This is a genomic window from Halobacillus sp. A1 (assembly GCF_024189295.1).
Taxonomy (GTDB): domain Bacteria; phylum Bacillota; class Bacilli; order Bacillales; family Halobacillaceae; genus Halobacillus_A.
The window spans coordinates 24,163-39,607 of sequence record NZ_JAIZEN010000019.1 but is presented as its reverse complement, the minus strand read 5'-3'; the positions used below and the strand labels follow the sequence as shown (position 1 = coordinate 39,607).

The 15,445-nt window shown below is 38.6% G+C and carries 21 protein-coding genes; 20 read left to right on the top strand and 1 reads right to left on the bottom strand.

Annotation, left to right across the window (positions count from 1 at the left end; translation table 11 throughout):
- Positions 1-73: 73 nt before the first annotated feature.
- The 6 genes from LF817_RS16210 to LF817_RS16185 all read left to right on the top strand — a co-directional run bounded on the left by LF817_RS16210 (position 74) and on the right by LF817_RS16185 (position 4,185).
- Complete coding sequence (locus tag LF817_RS16210) at positions 74-229, top strand: aspartyl-phosphate phosphatase Spo0E family protein (protein WP_256558343.1); 156 nt, start codon at positions 74-76, stop codon at positions 227-229.
- 489 nt (positions 230-718) lie between these two features.
- On the top strand, positions 719-1,444 hold the full coding sequence (locus tag LF817_RS16205; protein WP_253936857.1) for a DnaD domain protein: 726 nt from the start codon (positions 719-721) through the stop codon (positions 1,442-1,444).
- Positions 1,441-1,767, top strand: coding sequence for a hypothetical protein (locus LF817_RS16200; RefSeq protein ID WP_253936856.1), 327 nt, complete (start codon positions 1,441-1,443; stop codon positions 1,765-1,767). Before LF817_RS16205 ends, LF817_RS16200 begins: the two co-directional genes overlap by 4 nt.
- Positions 1,764-3,047 carry a replicative DNA helicase gene (dnaB, locus tag LF817_RS16195; protein ID WP_253936855.1) on the top strand — a complete coding sequence of 428 codons (1,284 nt, stop codon included), beginning with the start codon at positions 1,764-1,766 and terminating at the stop codon, positions 3,045-3,047. Before LF817_RS16200 ends, dnaB begins: the two co-directional genes overlap by 4 nt.
- A 21-nt stretch (positions 3,048-3,068) precedes the next feature.
- Positions 3,069-3,353 (top strand): hypothetical protein, encoded by a 285-nt coding sequence (locus LF817_RS16190; protein WP_253936854.1) that lies wholly within the window; start codon positions 3,069-3,071, stop codon positions 3,351-3,353.
- Between the two features lie 622 nt (positions 3,354-3,975).
- Positions 3,976-4,185 carry a hypothetical protein gene (locus tag LF817_RS16185; protein WP_253936853.1) on the top strand — a complete coding sequence of 70 codons (210 nt, stop codon included), beginning with the start codon at positions 3,976-3,978 and terminating at the stop codon, positions 4,183-4,185.
- Positions 4,186-4,300: 115 nt separating this feature from the next.
- Here LF817_RS16185 and LF817_RS16180 read toward each other — a convergent pair whose 3' ends face one another.
- On the bottom strand, positions 4,301-5,413 hold the full coding sequence (locus LF817_RS16180) for an acyltransferase family protein (RefSeq protein ID WP_253936852.1): 1,113 nt from the start codon (positions 5,411-5,413) through the stop codon (positions 4,301-4,303).
- Positions 5,414-6,531: 1,118 nt separating this feature from the next.
- Between LF817_RS16180 and LF817_RS16175 the strand changes: the two genes are divergently transcribed.
- From LF817_RS16175 to LF817_RS16110, 14 genes are all read left to right on the top strand, one after another.
- The gene (locus LF817_RS16175) at positions 6,532-7,521 is read left to right on the top strand and encodes a hypothetical protein (RefSeq protein WP_253936851.1); all 990 of its coding nucleotides are present in this window, start codon (positions 6,532-6,534) and stop codon (positions 7,519-7,521) included.
- A gap of 63 nt (positions 7,522-7,584) precedes the next feature.
- Entirely contained in the window at positions 7,585-8,178 is a 594-nt protein-coding gene (locus LF817_RS16170; RefSeq protein ID WP_253936850.1) for a class D sortase, read from the top strand.
- Between the two features lie 626 nt (positions 8,179-8,804).
- Positions 8,805-8,969, top strand: coding sequence for a hypothetical protein (locus LF817_RS16165; protein WP_008591718.1), 165 nt, complete (start codon positions 8,805-8,807; stop codon positions 8,967-8,969).
- A 101-nt stretch (positions 8,970-9,070) separates the two neighbouring features.
- Positions 9,071-9,355: a DNA-binding protein gene (locus LF817_RS16160; protein WP_253936849.1), complete on the top strand. Its 285-nt coding sequence runs from the start codon at positions 9,071-9,073 to the stop codon at positions 9,353-9,355.
- Between the two features lie 128 nt (positions 9,356-9,483).
- A complete protein-coding gene (locus LF817_RS16155; RefSeq protein WP_253936848.1) occupies positions 9,484-9,852 on the top strand; it encodes a YobA family protein in 369 nt (122 codons plus the stop codon).
- 101 nt (positions 9,853-9,953) lie between these two features.
- Positions 9,954-10,265 carry an inner-membrane translocator gene (locus LF817_RS16150; protein WP_253936847.1) on the top strand — a complete coding sequence of 104 codons (312 nt, stop codon included), beginning with the start codon at positions 9,954-9,956 and terminating at the stop codon, positions 10,263-10,265.
- Between the two features lie 247 nt (positions 10,266-10,512).
- Positions 10,513-10,755: a hypothetical protein gene (locus LF817_RS16145; RefSeq protein WP_253936846.1), complete on the top strand. Its 243-nt coding sequence runs from the start codon at positions 10,513-10,515 to the stop codon at positions 10,753-10,755.
- A 180-nt stretch (positions 10,756-10,935) separates the two neighbouring features.
- A complete protein-coding gene (locus LF817_RS16140) occupies positions 10,936-11,370 on the top strand; it encodes a hypothetical protein (protein WP_253936845.1) in 435 nt (144 codons plus the stop codon).
- Positions 11,371-11,488: 118 nt separating this feature from the next.
- The gene (locus LF817_RS16135) at positions 11,489-12,493 is read left to right on the top strand and encodes a serine hydrolase domain-containing protein (protein ID WP_253936844.1); all 1,005 of its coding nucleotides are present in this window, start codon (positions 11,489-11,491) and stop codon (positions 12,491-12,493) included.
- 26 nt (positions 12,494-12,519) lie between these two features.
- Complete coding sequence (locus LF817_RS16130) at positions 12,520-13,095, top strand: hypothetical protein (protein WP_253936843.1); 576 nt, start codon at positions 12,520-12,522, stop codon at positions 13,093-13,095.
- Between the two features lie 119 nt (positions 13,096-13,214).
- Positions 13,215-13,742, top strand: a complete 528-nt coding sequence (locus LF817_RS16125; RefSeq protein ID WP_253936842.1) for a hypothetical protein — start codon at positions 13,215-13,217, stop codon at positions 13,740-13,742.
- A 210-nt stretch (positions 13,743-13,952) separates the two neighbouring features.
- Positions 13,953-14,333, top strand: coding sequence for a hypothetical protein (locus tag LF817_RS16120; RefSeq protein WP_253936841.1), 381 nt, complete (start codon positions 13,953-13,955; stop codon positions 14,331-14,333).
- A gap of 91 nt (positions 14,334-14,424) precedes the next feature.
- Positions 14,425-14,676 (top strand): hypothetical protein, encoded by a 252-nt coding sequence (locus LF817_RS16115; RefSeq protein ID WP_253936840.1) that lies wholly within the window; start codon positions 14,425-14,427, stop codon positions 14,674-14,676.
- A gap of 195 nt (positions 14,677-14,871) precedes the next feature.
- Positions 14,872-15,321, top strand: a complete 450-nt coding sequence (locus LF817_RS16110; RefSeq protein WP_371925079.1) for an RDD family protein — start codon at positions 14,872-14,874, stop codon at positions 15,319-15,321.
- Positions 15,322-15,445: the final 124 nt, after the last annotated feature.

Below are 15,445 nucleotides of genomic sequence, written 5' to 3'. Positions count from 1 at the left end.
ATAATTTAATCACTTCTTCGTCAATACCTTGCAGGTGCTTGCGGGGGGATGAAGACTGTCGCAAATCAATCGTTTGAATGAAGAAATTGAAGTGTTAAGAAAGAAAATGTATCAAACGTACGAAAATAATCCTTATGACTCACAAATACTAGTTATTTCCCAAACGCTGGATAAGCTTTTAAATGAACTGGAACTTGCCGTGAAGAATAAAAAAGATTCTAAAGAATAATGAACGTTATTCTTTGTTAGTTTTTTTATTAGCCTGAAGATGTTCAGTTCTAGTTTCCCACTCGGTTTTCTTTTTGAGGAATAAGGTTATTTTTTTATGTTAGCCCAATACTTAAAAGGTATTGGGTTTTTTAGGCATTGCTGAATTTCAATTTTCGGTTCATTCCCCCGAACACATTAAGTACTTTCAAAGCTGTGATACTTTTTGAAGGTATTTTTCTTATAAAAGTCCGTTTAGTCCTCTCGCTTTTCTATTACCCATTCTGCTAAAGTGCTAAGTTTAATGACTATAAAACATAGAACGTAATTTAGAAATTCACCTGGTAACGGGTGAATTTTTTTGTCGTGTGATCGTGATCAGGACAGTACTTATTCACTTTTTTAAAAGTTTTTCAAAAAAATATGAAATTCATGACACCTGACCTGGCCCTTCTTTCGATTATTACTATGAACAGGGTAAAAGAAGCAAAAACAAAAGGAGGTGGTTCATGTGAACTATTTGAAAGAGATCAATGCATTCTTTGATGAGAAGGATTTGAATTCTCTTTCGCTTTCGGCTTCGATGCTGTGGTATGTGCTGATTCAGTTCAACAACAAGACGGGATGGAAGGAAGAGTTTACCGTTCCGACGTCGTCGATCTTAGTGAAATCGGCTTTAAGCGAAAGCGCGTTTCTCCGGGCGCGTAAAGAATTAGCGGAGAAGGGGTACATTTTGTTCGAGGCGGGAAGGCGCCATCAGGCTCCGACGTACCAGATGATTACCCAGGTGAAAGAAGCTGGTGTGGTTGATGTGGCGGATACAGAGCAGCTTGAGGTGAAGGACAAGCTGGTGGATAAGCCGGGGGTCAGCCCGGAGGCATTATGTAAAAGAAAAGAAATGAAAGGAAAAGAAGAAGTAGGTGGCGCGCGTAAGCAGCCTCATACTTTTTACGTAGAGAACTTCGGCATGCTGAATCCTTTTATTGCGGAGAAGATTACCGATTGGTGTGAACAGCTCTCTGATGAGCTCGTCATGGAATCGATGAAAATTGCGGGGAAGCACAATAAGTGGTTTTTTCACTACTGTGAAGGAATTTTAAAACGCTGGGAAAAAGCTGGCGTGAAGTCGCTCGTTGATGTGGAGCGGATGGACAAGTCAACGTCGAATAAGAAGGACGATCGAAAATCAGTCGTAAAACGAATGTTTGAAGAATATAGAAGGGAGCGTCACGCATGACGTATGAAGAAGCAGTAGAAGTGTTGGAAACGATGGAGGATCTTTATCACGGAAAGTTCAAGCTTACGAAAAGGAGGGTGCAATTTCTTATTCCGCTGCTGGAAAAGATGGAATTTGACGGGGTGATGGGCAAACTGTTCAATCATGCCTCGGCTTATCCATTCCCTCCGACGATTGCGGATATCGCGCATCATCTTCCGGAACAAAATGAGAACTTGGAACAGGTGAAGCAGTGGGAAGAGGAAGCGGCCAAGGTGCCGGAAGAAGTGAAGCTTCGCTTTGAAGAAATGTTTGAAGAGCTCGTCAGGAAGGTGTCATCATGATTTATAACAGAGAAGCCGAGCAGTCCGTGATTGGATCGATTTTATTGGAAGAAGAGGTCGTAAAGGACGTGACGTTACGTGCGGATCATTTCAACGACCGCCGCCACCAGTTGATTTATGAGGCCGTCTGTAAAATTGATCAGGCGGGCGAACCGGTCAACCTGGTGACCGTAACGACCGAGCTGCAAAAAAATATCAACGAAGTCGGCGGGGTCAGCTATTTAAGCGGCATGGCCCAGTCGGTTCCGACGACTGCCAACATTAAGCATCATCAGCGGCTCATTCTCGATGCATACCGCAACCGCAAAACGAAGGAACAAGCGATTACGTACGCCAGTAATCCGAGCGAAGAAGCACTGGATGTGATGATGAGCCGGCTGGAGACGTATCGCGAGGAAGGCATGGTCGAGGAGGAACCGACGACCTATGACACGCTCCTGGAGATTGCCCGTGATATGGCCAACCCACCCGCCGACGGTCTGACCGGTTTCGCAACCGGCTACAGCGACGTGGACAGGATGACCGGAGGCACACAAGCCGGCGACTTGATCATTTTAGCGGGACGGCCGTCGATGGGGAAAACGGCGTTCGCCCTCAACCTCGCGGGTCATCACTGCAAGCAGGGAGGCCGCGTCCACATTTTCAGCCTGGAAATGGGACGCAAAGCTTTGATGAAACGCATGCTGTCCTGCGAAGCGGAAATCCATGGCCAGAAATGGCAGAAGGGCTGCTTTTCCCACAGTGATTACGAACGATGCATGGAATCGATGGGCGACATGTCGCAGTGGCAGCTCCACCTTCACGAACGCGATACAACCGTCGCCGAGATGAGAGCCCGCGTGCGTCATTCGATGCGAAAAGACAAACACACGAAACCGATGATCATCATCGACTACCTGCAGCTCATGACCTCCCCCGGCCGCCACGAACGCCGCGACCTCGAAATCGGAGCCATGACCCGCGAACTGAAACAACTCGCCCTTGAACTGAAAGTCCCCATCATTCTCCTATCCCAGCTCTCCCGCAGCGTCGAACAGCGAAAAGACAAACGCCCGCTCATGTCCGACCTGCGCGAGTCCGGTAACATCGAACAAGATGCCGATATGGTTGCCTTTTTATACAGAGATGACTACTACAATTGGACCGGCGGCAAAAAGGACGAAGTAGAATTTTTAATCAGCAAGCAGCGAAATGGCCCAGTAGGGAATGTCGGGCTGAGGTTCATGAAGGAGTATGGGAAGTTTGTCAGTAGAACAAAGACTGTTGAAAGTAACATTTAATTATAGAGGAGGAAGGTAAACATGGATTATATGAAAGAATTGGAAGCTTTTCATGATCAGGTGGATATGGATAAATTGTCTTCATCAACTATTGTATTGTGGTTTTCGTTAATGCAGATTAACAGCAGAAGGGGGTGGAAGAAGGAGTTCACGGTACCTGGTGAGGTGATTCGCTTGAAGTCCCGGCTGCCTTTAAGTTCGTATAAGCGGGCGCGGAAGCAGCTGGTGGAGAAGGGGTATATCAAGTATACGCCAGGGGATCAGTCTCGTCCGGCTGTGTTTGAGATGGTTTCGCGGGTGAGGTAGTTTTTTGTGAATCTGATCACTACTGTGGTTCATAGCCGCAGTGGTGATTGGTTGAGTTCTCCCCTTTTTCCATTACGAAAAAAACATGCTTGGAAAACCCAAGCACCATTAAATAAGTTTACCTATTAGATTTAACGCTAAGAGAATGAAGGGTATAGAAACTACAAGTATAGTAATATGTTTTCGGGATATGTCTTTTAGTATGATAGGCAAAATTAAAACGAAGTATATTCCTAGAGTTAGGAAGTCAAAAGTTACAATCTCAGTGTTTGGAAAGAAGTTGTCCAATACCGTTGATAGTAAGAGAATTAATAATATAGAGGTTAATAGTTTTCTATCTGACATATCGCAAAATCCTTTACTTCTTTATTTACTTTTACTTTCTCTGCAAAAGATACGTCTGGGTTTGCTGTCATTATACCAAAAGTAGATACAGCAACAACTATCATTATTAAAAATTCTTCATGTAACACTCGAGAGGATGAGTCTTGTCCAGCTGTGTTTGAGATGGTTTCGAGGGTGGGATATTTTTTTTACGGGAGCTGATCCCCACTAGTAATTTCGGAATTTGTAAGTTGTGTTATCATTTATTTTAAAAGGAAATATAAGGGAGGATCGTGCATTGTACAGTAAAAATCCTAAAGTCGCCTTGATTTCCATTATCATTTTTGCTGTATTAGGCGGTTTATTTGCCTACGCCACAATATTAGTTGACCCCGCAACCTGGGAAATTGTCCTTCTTGGTGTGATTTATCTTTATCTGTTCATACTGGCTGGATATCAAGTGAAAAAGTTAAAGAATCAAAGAAGTGAAAATCATATCAAGCAATAGAAAATAACCATTGCAGCGGTCCTTTTAGCTGCAATGGTTATTTTTCGGGGTCAGTCCCTTGCTAGGTTCTACTAGAATTTTTAGAACCTAAGCGCTTAATGGTTTAACCAGCATTTTAATAAGAGACGGGTTTTTTATAAACCTTTTCTTTAGGAAATTGTTTAGGACTAATGGAATTACTGCCAATCCCAACTTTACCTACGATGTAGGGACCAAATTTAAACTTATTAAAAATAATAATAGATAGAACCGGACCTATGAGTCCAATTACCGTAGCTGCGATTATGTAAATCACTAGACTTGTCAAAGAGTAGTTGTTAGGAAATAGGTTTTCTAAAAATAATTGAAAAAATGGATGTAATAAATATATCCCAAAGGAGTATTGGCTTATTTTAATGAGGATATTGGGTACTTTTTTAATTTGCATACCCACATAAAACAAGAAAAATGCTAATGAAATCGTATAGAATACTATATCCACTCTCTTAGATTGAATAAATGTTAAGAATCCGCTATAACAGAAGAATAATACAATCAGCCCAGTAAGTATTGGAGTAGCTAATATTATTTTTCGGTATTTGATGAGTTGCAGTTTGAATTTGTTAAAATTACTGCCGCAATAGAAAGCAATAGCAAAGTAACCTATCCAGGCTAAGAACAGCATGTGAAAAGGGAAGGTTGTAATAGGTTCAACAAAGTTATAGTATGCAAGGTAACAAGCGTTAATCATGATTGAAACCATTACTATGTATTTGGCTTGAAAACGCCCTTCTATATATTTTCTAAAGATAAAATGAAGGAAATAGAACTGAAAGATAATTAAAACAAAGTATCCGTGAAAATAACCTAATAAAAATTGTTCATAGATTGTAGTGAGAATAGTTCCAGTTGAAATGTAATCGTGTTGGAAAATAGCGATCAAGCTGCTGCACAGACCAATGACTAGGAAAGGGGTGAGGATGAATTTTATTCTTTTAAGAAAGAAGCCTTCGGGAGCTTTTTCTTTATAAGCGTTGGCAAGAATGAACTCCGAAATAAATACAAACATAGGGGTGCCAAACATTAGGAGAATTTGTATAACAAAGAGGACATTATTAATCTCCATATATTCTGGAACTTTTCGAATTCCGAAATTGGCAAATACTGAATTAATGGAATGAATAATCACAACTGCTAGGCATGCTAAGGACCTTAATAAGAATATTTCATTTACCAAATTTTTAGCCATAAGGCACCTCCATTATCAAGTCTTTCTGTTTTATAAAAAACAATTGGTTCTCAATAAAGAATAAATCAAATTGTTTGTGTTGTCTACATGTATAGCTTTTAATATACAAAATTTTCATACTAAAATAGAGCGCACCAATCCTGGTACACTCTTTTTAGTGTTTTATTAACTTACGAACTTCTGAAGGTACGGGTCTAAAGTTAAACTACACGATATTTCTTTTGGGGTGTGGAGCAGGGGAAAAGCCAGAGATAACCTCAAACTCTAATTTATTGCTAACATCTCATCGTAAGAAAGAGACGTCTCGGTTTACTGTCATTTTACCAAAGTAGATACAGTAACGACCATCATCAATAAAAACTTCTTTAAGTAACAATCTTCCTTCCTTCATTTATTGCTACTAGATATGTAGAATAATTACGCTAAGTCTAAAAGAGGAAGCGCTTTATTACAAGAGTGTTATAACGAACTCATACCATTGCTGAGGTCCTCCTACCTTCAATGGTTATTTTTTTATGTAAGAGAGTAAAGTTATTTAAACGAAATGATTAAAGCTTAGATGTTCATAAATGCCGACTCAACGCTTGTGGATACCAGGTCCTCGGTCTAAGTTTATTTAGGAAGGGAGCTCTCTTTCTATGTAACTTTTATAGAAACTTTGTTAAGAAAATAGAACCAGTAAAATTGTATGGTGATACTTCCTGAGAAACGGGCATTTAGTGCCGTATAGTGGACACTGATGAGTCTGGCAGCAAGCAGGTTTTCTTGAATAAGGTATTATATCCTGGACTAATTATACTTAATAATTGGTTTTTATAGTAAAATATGGGTTTACATGAATATTACTACCCTGTAACATGAGAACTAGATTCTTTATAAAGCTTACATAAATAAGGGCAGTTCACTCAAACATATATGTCAGATTGGTGCTTGCTCTTAGTATTTTCGTCGCAAGAGAATCGTGTGTTGAATGGAACTTCCTAAATTTTAGAGTACTTGGTTGTAAAAAAATTAGGTCTAGGAGAATGGATGCAGGCTGATTTCACAATATCACAGCATCATCGTCCTATCGTTTCCACACCAAAGTCTGAACAGATAAATTTTAGGAGGAGATAAGCATGGATAGTAAAAAAGTAATTGTATCTACAGCACTAACCGCATCACTTGCACTAGGTGGGACGTTTGCTGCACCTAACGTTATGAACACGAGTGTCGTACAAGCAGAGACATCCTTCGATATTACGCAGGATTATGCAAACCAATTAAATAGTGAGAATCCATCTTTTGATTCGGTAGTCGATGAATTAGGAGAACCGGACCAACAAGATGAAATTGAAGGCATTCAGTCTGCTACTTGGACAGATGAGGATGGCGATATGTTAGTCGTGTCTACTGATATAGATGGAGAGAACGTGGAATCCGTAGTATTCTCTGAGTCAGGAGATACTGATTTTCAAACCGTTGATGCTGATTTAGCAGCGGCTTTTGAAGAGATAGAAGCTGGCGATTCTTATGAAGACGCTGTCGATATTATCGGAGCAGAAGGGTCCAAAGGCGCAGCAAGTGAAGCGCAGTTGGGGGATATCAGTTCTACAGCATCGGTGTACACGTGGCAGACCGAAGAGTTAGACATCCTTTCGATCGCTTTTTCTGATGGCGGTATGGCTGCCATGACGTTATTCAGCGATGGAGAAACTCAAACGTTTGTCGATGACGACGCTGAAGTACCTGAAGAAGAGAACGATGATACCGACACTGATGCAGAAGATGAGCCTGCAGAAGAAGAAAATAACGGAGAAGATACCACTGATGAGGGTTCTGAAAGTGAAGAACAAGAAGATCAGTCTGATGATGAAAGCGAGCAAGAGGAACCTACTGATTCCGAAGAGGATAGTGAGTCTGAGGAAGAATCCGGCGACGACAATGAAGAAGAATCTTCAGATGATGAATCTTCTGACGATCAAGCCGTAGACGAAGAAGAGCAGAACACTGAAGAAAAAGAAGAGGGCGGCGAGCTGCCAAATACAGCTACTACCCTGCCGCTGGGAATATTAGCTGGTTTGGGCGCCACGATCTTAGGAGCACTAGGCATCCGCAAGAAAAAATAATCATCATAAAAAAGGCAGGCGATTCCCGCTTGCCTTTTTTAAGAATAAAAGGGTGGGAAACTGATGATCAGGAAGCTGGGCCTGTTGTTATTTATAATCGGAATCGTCACTCTTGGATATTCCGGCTGGCAATACTATCAATCTACTCAATCTGTGCAGGAAATCCCAAAGCCATCGCAAGCAAAGGCATCGCCTGCGGCAGCTGCTGACGATCGTGAGGAAGAAAATCATTCTACACTAGAGCGAGAACTTGAAACGGGAGAAGAAATTGCCTCTCTTGATATCCCCCAGCTGGATAAACGATTCGATACATTCTGGGGCACGGATGAAGATACCCTCGGTTCGGGCGTAGGGATGTATGTCAGTGAATGGACCACCGTACCTAATCGCGAAGAAGGACACACGGTACTTTCTGGACATCGGGATACCGTGTTTACCGGCCTTAAAGAATTAGGAGAAGGTGACACATTATCGATTCAATATGAAGGCGAAACCTATGAATATGAAATTACAAAAACCTGGATCACCGATGCAGACGACAGGTCGGTCATCGTTGAAAAAGAAGAACCCACGCTGACACTGACTACGTGTTATCCGTTCGATTTTATAGGTAATGCACCTGACCGCTATATCATAGAAGCGGAATTGGTCACGTAGGAATAGGTATCTACCCTCGTATATTAGTCAATACTTTTCAACAATTTGAGAAGACGGCATTTCGCCGTCTTCTTTTTTTATTAGTGGATCCCGCAACTTGAGAAATCGTCCTTCTTAGTATGATTTGTTTGAATCTGTTCATACCGGCTGGATGCAATCATACCAGGCAATCAATCGAACATTCGCTGCCTTCTTCGTACTGGTTATGATTCTTGTTCAATTCCTTTATATGAGGGTGATCTCTAAAAAGTACGGATTAACAACCACTACATTTACCATTTCAAAAGGATGGAGCAAGGTTCTTTTTTCTGTGTTTTCCCTTGCCTATTTGGCTTTGCTCATCTATTCAGTTGTCACCTACCAGGATTTAATGGAACAAGGTTGCTACTTGCTTGAAAATCTTCAATAAAAAAAGGCCAGTTCTCCTGGGCTTTTTTTATTGAGGTTGCTGCGGATGGCTCGTTCCCTATCGAAACGGAGTCTTGAAGGTAAGGGAGGTTAGTTGAAGACTCGAATTCTAGATAACTCTCTTTATTTTTTAAAAAATTAGAAACTATTTCTAATAAAAATCGTAATTATATTAGAGCAAGAACTATTATGTTGGATGATTATTTGGAGGAATGAAAATGAAGCAATTTGAGTACAGAGTGGAAGATATTCAATTTCAGTTAAAAGCAAATAATGATTTTAGTGCAGTGATGGAAGAAAAATTGAATTTTCTTGGTAAGGATGGTTGGGAACTAGCTGGAGTTAATGGGACAGTTTTTTACTTTAAAAAAGAAGTGAAATAATTACTTAATTATATTTTTCTATTTCGTAAAATATATATAGGTCCGTATTTGAAAGGAGCAAATTCGCTTTTTTCACCATTAGCTAATAAGGAGGAATTTGGATGATGTGGTTAGGATTGGGGATTGCCATAGCGGGATATTTAATTGGAGATGGATTAAAAAATTTTAAAAATCCAAACTCAAAAAATATTTTAGAATCTTTAGACGATAATGATGACCACGAACTAATAAAAGAGAATGAGGTTTATCATTTTATCGGTATTTCCAAGGAAGACGCCAAACATTTGATAGCCGAACACCCAAGCATTCCGCATATTGTCATTAACAATAAGGTGTATTATCAAAAAGCTAAATTACGTGAATGGTTAATGAAAATAGGAAGTTGACCATTTTTAGAAATACTATTGTTATTTCACTAGGTGGCGAGGGGGCGATGGCTGCACAACGGCTGTCGTTTAATGTACTAACGGAGTAGTGGAGTTGATTAAAGGAACTTCAGAATAGAGGGTGAATAATGAAAAGAATAGTAGTCCTTTCTGTCCTTTCTCTTTTTTTTATAGCAGGCTGTCATAGTGAAGAATACGATTATACAGGTGATCCAACGATCGAAGGTTATTTAGTTGAGGTTGAAGATAAAAGCATATTAGTAGTTGATGGGATTACAAAGGAACAAGCTGTTCATATGAGCTGGATTGAACTTTCTAAAGTAGATGGTAAGCAGTATGATGCTCATAGCTTTCATATCGACTCTAGTGTTTTTGGTTTCTTTGAATCATTTACGGATGTTAAAAAAGGGGACAAAGTAAAAGTATGGGGCAAGGGAGGAGCAAATGAATCTTATCCTCCTCAGTCCAAATTAGGTAAGATCGAACTTACAAAATAAATGAACACATTGTTTCAGTACCGTAGGCTATTGTTTAAAAGAGTACTCATCCTTTTATATGGATTATATAAATTATACGAATTTATTTTAGGAGGAATTGTATGGCTTATGATGTATTAATGTGGTTATTTCTTGCAGCATTGTTAATACCAGCAAACATATACGCAATCAAATGGCATAGAAGTGGGAATTTCCCCCTCTGGGCTTCCGGGCTTTTATTAGTAATTCTTGGCGTCGGACTTGGCTTTGCTGTTGGTGGAATCCTGGTAGGTCCTTCTAACGCGGGTCAAGGAGGAGCAATAATGGCAGCTTTTGTAGGTCTTGTTACAGTAGGTAATGGATTAATACATTTCTTCATAGGGCTTATATTGGCAATTGGAAAACTATTTACTAAAAAGGATACTCAAGTTTAAGAGAAATCAAGCCACACAGATTTAACATGTGACTTGGCAGTTACTTTCGAATAAGAGTGGAAGTATGTCAATCACTTACAGCGCTAAAAGTTGTGTTAGTTAATAATTTATACAAAATACCTTGAAACTAGCCTTACTGTATCGGAGGCAGTGTATGAATAGTGATTTGCTTACTTTCTACTTTTGGGTTGAAAAGTAATGAAGTCATGCAGCTTATTAAAAAAGGTTGGTTTTGTAAAAAAGAGTAATGAAAAGGGGATGCACTATCGAAAAAGAGAAGAATGGGAAAGTAATATTATTAACGATTGGTTGGTTATCAGCTTTATTAGCTTTAGGTTTTTTTCCAGTTTTTCTTGGAGCAGTTGCTATAAGTATGGGAGTGGTTTTGAAAAGGGATTATGATGTTGGTAAACAAGGGACTGGCTTAATTGTGGCAGGGATCATAGGTATGATTGTTGGTACGGCGATAGGGATCTTAGTGCCCTGGTGAGCGGTGCCTTGTTTCTAAAAAGAGTTATCTCGTTTTCAAGTTTTTCGCTAATTGTGGCGATTGCTTAAAAGTAGCCGCCTTATTTACATAAGCATAGGGGCTGTACACATATATCTTTTAAACTGACGAAGCAGGTTAATATAACAAGGTTTTATCTATTATTAGTCAGGTGGTGGAGATTTGAGTTATCTTGCAAAAACAAAAAGAGTTGTTCAACTTCTTTTCCTCATTTTTGCAGTACGGTCTATGTTTACTTATACAGATTATCCGGTAATGTATTATTTTCTAATACCTTTTTCTATATTTATTCTTGCAACAATCTTTATGAATTTTAAGTTAAAGATAGTAAACGGTTTCTTGACTTTTCAAATCCTTATATTTACATTCGCAGTTTACAAAAAACAAGTTAATCATAGCCAAATTGAAAGTATGAAATTTAAACGTATTGGCTGGGGAAAGAAACGAGTAATTGTGAAAAACAATCATGGCTTTAATTTTCGAATTTCTAATTTTTATCCAGAAGAAATTTATAAGGATTTAATGGACTTTGCTAACGAATACAATGTACCCATATCTAAAACAAAGGATTATTTAATATTAGAGAAGTTGAACTAACTGGTGCGTTAGTTGAAAATTTGCTTAATTAATAGAATTAAAGTCTTAAAGAATGGGGGCTTTTCTTTAATTAACTTTTTCGACTAATGGAGGCATCTAAATGACGGAGGGATTTAGGATGGTTTCAACCTACGATCATATGGTTTCTTGGGTAGAAGATATCAAAGAGAGAAATAAAAGCTCTGCTGCTGCACTCACAGTAATAAAAGATAATGAGATTGTTTTAGAACACTTTAGTGGGACTTATTCCAATACGACCAACTCCCTGCCTGTAGATGAAAATTCCAGATTCAATGTGGCGTCTGCTAGGAAGAGTTACTTAGGGTTATGCATCGCCTTTGCTTTATATGAAGGGAAAATACGTAGCCTTGATGATTATGCAAGTGAGTATTTTAAAGACCTCGACCCATACATACTTAGACACACCACAATACGTCATATGGTCACTCATACACATGGTTTAGATGAAAATGCGGAAAGGGAGATTATCAGAGAGTTCAATCCTGGAGAAAAATGGGCCTACCGAGGAATTAACATCAAACTAATGACTCAACTCATTCAAAAACTTTATGGTGTTCCTTTTCCTGAATTTTTGTATCTAAAAGTGTTCTTACCCATGGGGTGGAAGAAAACATGGTGGGAACCCCAAGACAGTGATGATTTAGTAAAAGTAATTATTGACCCTGATAAGAATGGAGAGGATACAACAGGATCTTCGGAAGATGGAATGGAATCCAACCTGTTTGTGTCTGCTCGTGAATTTGCTCTTTGGGGAAACCTTTTCCTAAATAATGGGGAAGTGAATGGTAAGCAAATTGTTCCTAAGGAAGTAATTGAAATAGCTATTAGCATACATACACCCGGACAACTTGCGAAAGAATTCCCACGTAACGGTATGTTTTGGTTTGTGCAGGATATTCCTAGAGAACAAAGTGAATTAGGTGAACGTGTACCAAGTGGATCTTTTCAAATCTTAGGAGTGACGGGACCGACTTTGTTAGTGATCCCAAAATACAAGGTTGTAGTTGCGAAAATGTACAACAAGAGGTACAACTACGGGAACGAAAACTATCTTTACTTTCTAAAAGAATTTAGCAATATAGTAGCTGATAATTTTAGGTAATGCTAAGTTTAAAGTTTTTTTAAAATATGAAAAATATCACTATTTCCTACATGGATTCAATGCCAAATACAATAAAAAGGATGATAAATATTAACATTTTAAAAAAACATCCTAAGGTCTTAATTGTATTATTATTGGTAGTTATTTTAGGAGTAATAGTAAAAATTACTGGGGTTACTCAAACGGAAGAAAAGTTAACAATAGAAAACAATTTGAGTCCATGGTTCACCATAAATGGCAATGAGTTACTTGGTGAAGAAAGAACATTTGGAATTCTTGACCATCCGTCTCTGGAATTAAAAGAAGAAGGGTTTAGAGCTGATGGTGAATCAAACGTATTTGAATTTTATTTCTGGGGTAGTGAAGGGGAGCTAATTGGTGAGAAATATAGATTGGTCGCTACAAAAGAAAGTAGTAACGAAGAAAAAACCATGTACGAACAAATGATCACCTCTAACTACAGTTACGAAGAAATACCGTCCGCTCAGGCTCAAAGTGGCGGCAGAATTGCGTTTGATCAGTCGGATGCTGGAATATGGTTAATGGAGGTATATATAGACGGGAGGGTATTTTCGAGCTTTAGTATAGAAGTAAAGGACTAGGAGTACATCGTAAAATCTATCGCTTATTGTACTAATGGAGCAGGATTGTTTAATACCAATTAATGTGTACTGTACCACCGCTCTCTTATACCTATCGTCTAAATAGTAAGGAGGAGATTATGAGGAATTTCAGATTTTTATTTTTGGCTTTAACTCTTATATGTCTTTTATCACTAATGGGTTGTTCTGGCATAAATGATACGAAAGAAAAAACTGATAGTGACAGTGAGGGTAAAGAGGTTAATAACAATGAAGAGTTGGATGGTACTTCAGAAGAGGCTGTTCCTGAGCCGCCAAGTCTAACCGTTTCTGTTGAAGAAGAGACGATTAGACCATCGCTTGGTACATATAGTTGGAGTGTAGACAATGGAGACGGAACAGAAAGTTTAATAGAGTCGGGTTCTTTTGCCCCACCAGAACTGGTTAAAGGTAGTAATCCAATGCAGGTATCAGCCAATACCGATGTTGAATTAGACTTCGAAGAACAGCCGGAAAGATATTCCGTGAGAATTTGGGGCGACGACAACAATGTTGTAAACAATTCCGATGAGGTCGTTCTGTCTGACAAAGGAAAAAATGTTTACGAGGTGCTAGCCCATTGGGATCAAGGTACTGCAAGTTATGCTTTTTCTTTAGATGTTGAATAACAGAAAGACAAGTTGTTATCAGATGGCAATTACTAAAATACGTTATTGATGGGGAGATCGAACGGGTGATAAGGGAATTTATCGAGGATATCTTGACATCGAGTCTTCAGGAGCAGGGGGAATGGTTTAACATTGCTCGATAGAGAAATCATCACCTCTTCCTCTAAATCCAGCGAATATTAAAAGATAAAAAGGATGAGATGATAATGGATGCCTAAATCAAAGAGACCAGCGAACAAAAACATCATGGTTTGCCCAATACACATCCACATCATTAAAGCTGTGTGTTTTTCATTGTTTCTTTTAAATTCAAAAGCAAGAGAAAAACTCGTTGCGGCTAATGCTAGGAGAAAGTACCCTATTGGTATAATATCTATACCGAAAAATGATAAAATTTCAGGAATAACTAGTAAGATGCTTATACCAATTAAAACTTTCGTAGTTGTAGTTAAGTGTAAAATAAAACCAACCCCTTTCTTAATATTCTTTAGGATATCAAGAATAAAGGTTAATTGGAAGAATGTGGCGTTTATGTCAGCCGATATGGCATGGCTGATTTGGCAACCCTATATCGGTGGCCGCTATGCTTAAAGTTACTCCACACCCTTCAGCAGATGACTATATAAATAATGAGTATTATCGAATATATTGGAGTAATTCACATAATGAGGAGGGAGATGATGTGAGAAGGAAGTTAGGAATAATTTCTACTCTGTTATTTTTAGCAAGCTTAGCCGCATACATAACGATGCTGTCAGGTAATGACGCTTATCTTTTTGCGGGAGTGGTTATTTCTTTAGTAGGAGTGGTATTCGCCATATTCTCTGAAAAAGGAACTTACAGAAAGGTCGGATTCATTGGCAATGGATTGATCCTCATAGTGACCATAATGATTTCATTAATAGTTACTACATTTTTCTGGAATACTCCGTAATTATGAAGGGAAAGAGGTTGCTGTTTCGATATCGAGTTTCAAGAGCTTAAAATTAAAGAAATGAGAGTTGAAGACGAATATTTTATTTCCTTTGACAGTAACTTTTTCTCTATTATTATTGGTTTGGAAATTCGGAAATGCGAAACAAGAAAAGTAATCTTATTGAAGAAGATATAAATAAGAGGGGGGGTTATCATACCTGATAATCCAGCTGGATTTTGGCCTAGACTAGGTGCTAGAGTTATAGATATATTGATTTTTTCATTAGTAATCGGTTTTATATCCATTCCTTTGTACGGAGAGTTCTTATTTTTTACCGATACATCAGATTTTAAAGTTATTGATTTTACTGGATTCTTATACAGCTTATTTCTTCCTTTAATATGGAATGGTTACACAATAGGTAAGAAGGCTCTTGGGAACCGTATCGTTAAGAAAGGCGGAGGAGAAGTAGACTTTAAAACAATGTTTTTAAGAGCAATTGTTTCTTCTGTTGTTTATGTTCTTACATTAGGTATAGGGATTATTATAAGTGCCTTTATGATAGGTTTAAGAGATGACAAACGCTCTATTCACGACTTTATTGCTGGTACTTATGTGACAAAAAATTCTTATCGAAAGTCTCTACCGGAGCACTACAACTAAGGGAGGCATAGTTTAAGAAATTCTTTAAGACAACTTTTCCTATATAGGGGGCAAATGTCCAATATGTGGTTATGGCACCTTTTTTACTTGTAGATCAGTGAGACTATAGCAAGTCCATTCTTAT

Bases quoted from the DNA above. Each gene is read 5' to 3' on its own strand.
- LF817_RS16145 (WP_253936846.1), top strand. From the start codon at position 10,513: ATGAAAAGGGGATGCACTATCGAAAAAGAGAAGAATGGGAAAGTAATA.
- LF817_RS16125 (WP_253936842.1), top strand. From the start codon at position 13,215: ATGAGGAATTTCAGATTTTTATTTTTGGCTTTAACTCTTATATGTCTT.
- LF817_RS16180 (WP_253936852.1), bottom strand. From the start codon at position 5,413: ATGGCTAAAAATTTGGTAAATGAAATATTCTTATTAAGGTCCTTAGCA.
- LF817_RS16200 (WP_253936856.1), top strand. From the start codon at position 1,441: ATGACGTATGAAGAAGCAGTAGAAGTGTTGGAAACGATGGAGGATCTT.
- LF817_RS16175 (WP_253936851.1), top strand. From the start codon at position 6,532: ATGGATAGTAAAAAAGTAATTGTATCTACAGCACTAACCGCATCACTT.
- LF817_RS16160 (WP_253936849.1), top strand. From the start codon at position 9,071: ATGATGTGGTTAGGATTGGGGATTGCCATAGCGGGATATTTAATTGGA.
- LF817_RS16170 (WP_253936850.1), top strand. From the start codon at position 7,585: ATGATCAGGAAGCTGGGCCTGTTGTTATTTATAATCGGAATCGTCACT.
- LF817_RS16135 (WP_253936844.1), top strand. From the start codon at position 11,489: ATGGTTTCAACCTACGATCATATGGTTTCTTGGGTAGAAGATATCAAA.
- LF817_RS16120 (WP_253936841.1), top strand. From the start codon at position 13,953: ATGCCTAAATCAAAGAGACCAGCGAACAAAAACATCATGGTTTGCCCA.
- LF817_RS16130 (WP_253936843.1), top strand. From the start codon at position 12,520: ATGAAAAATATCACTATTTCCTACATGGATTCAATGCCAAATACAATA.
- LF817_RS16155 (WP_253936848.1), top strand. From the start codon at position 9,484: ATGAAAAGAATAGTAGTCCTTTCTGTCCTTTCTCTTTTTTTTATAGCA.
- LF817_RS16150 (WP_253936847.1), top strand. From the start codon at position 9,954: ATGGCTTATGATGTATTAATGTGGTTATTTCTTGCAGCATTGTTAATA.
- LF817_RS16165 (WP_008591718.1), top strand. From the start codon at position 8,805: ATGAAGCAATTTGAGTACAGAGTGGAAGATATTCAATTTCAGTTAAAA.
- dnaB (WP_253936855.1), top strand. From the start codon at position 1,764: ATGATTTATAACAGAGAAGCCGAGCAGTCCGTGATTGGATCGATTTTA.
- LF817_RS16190 (WP_253936854.1), top strand. From the start codon at position 3,069: ATGGATTATATGAAAGAATTGGAAGCTTTTCATGATCAGGTGGATATG.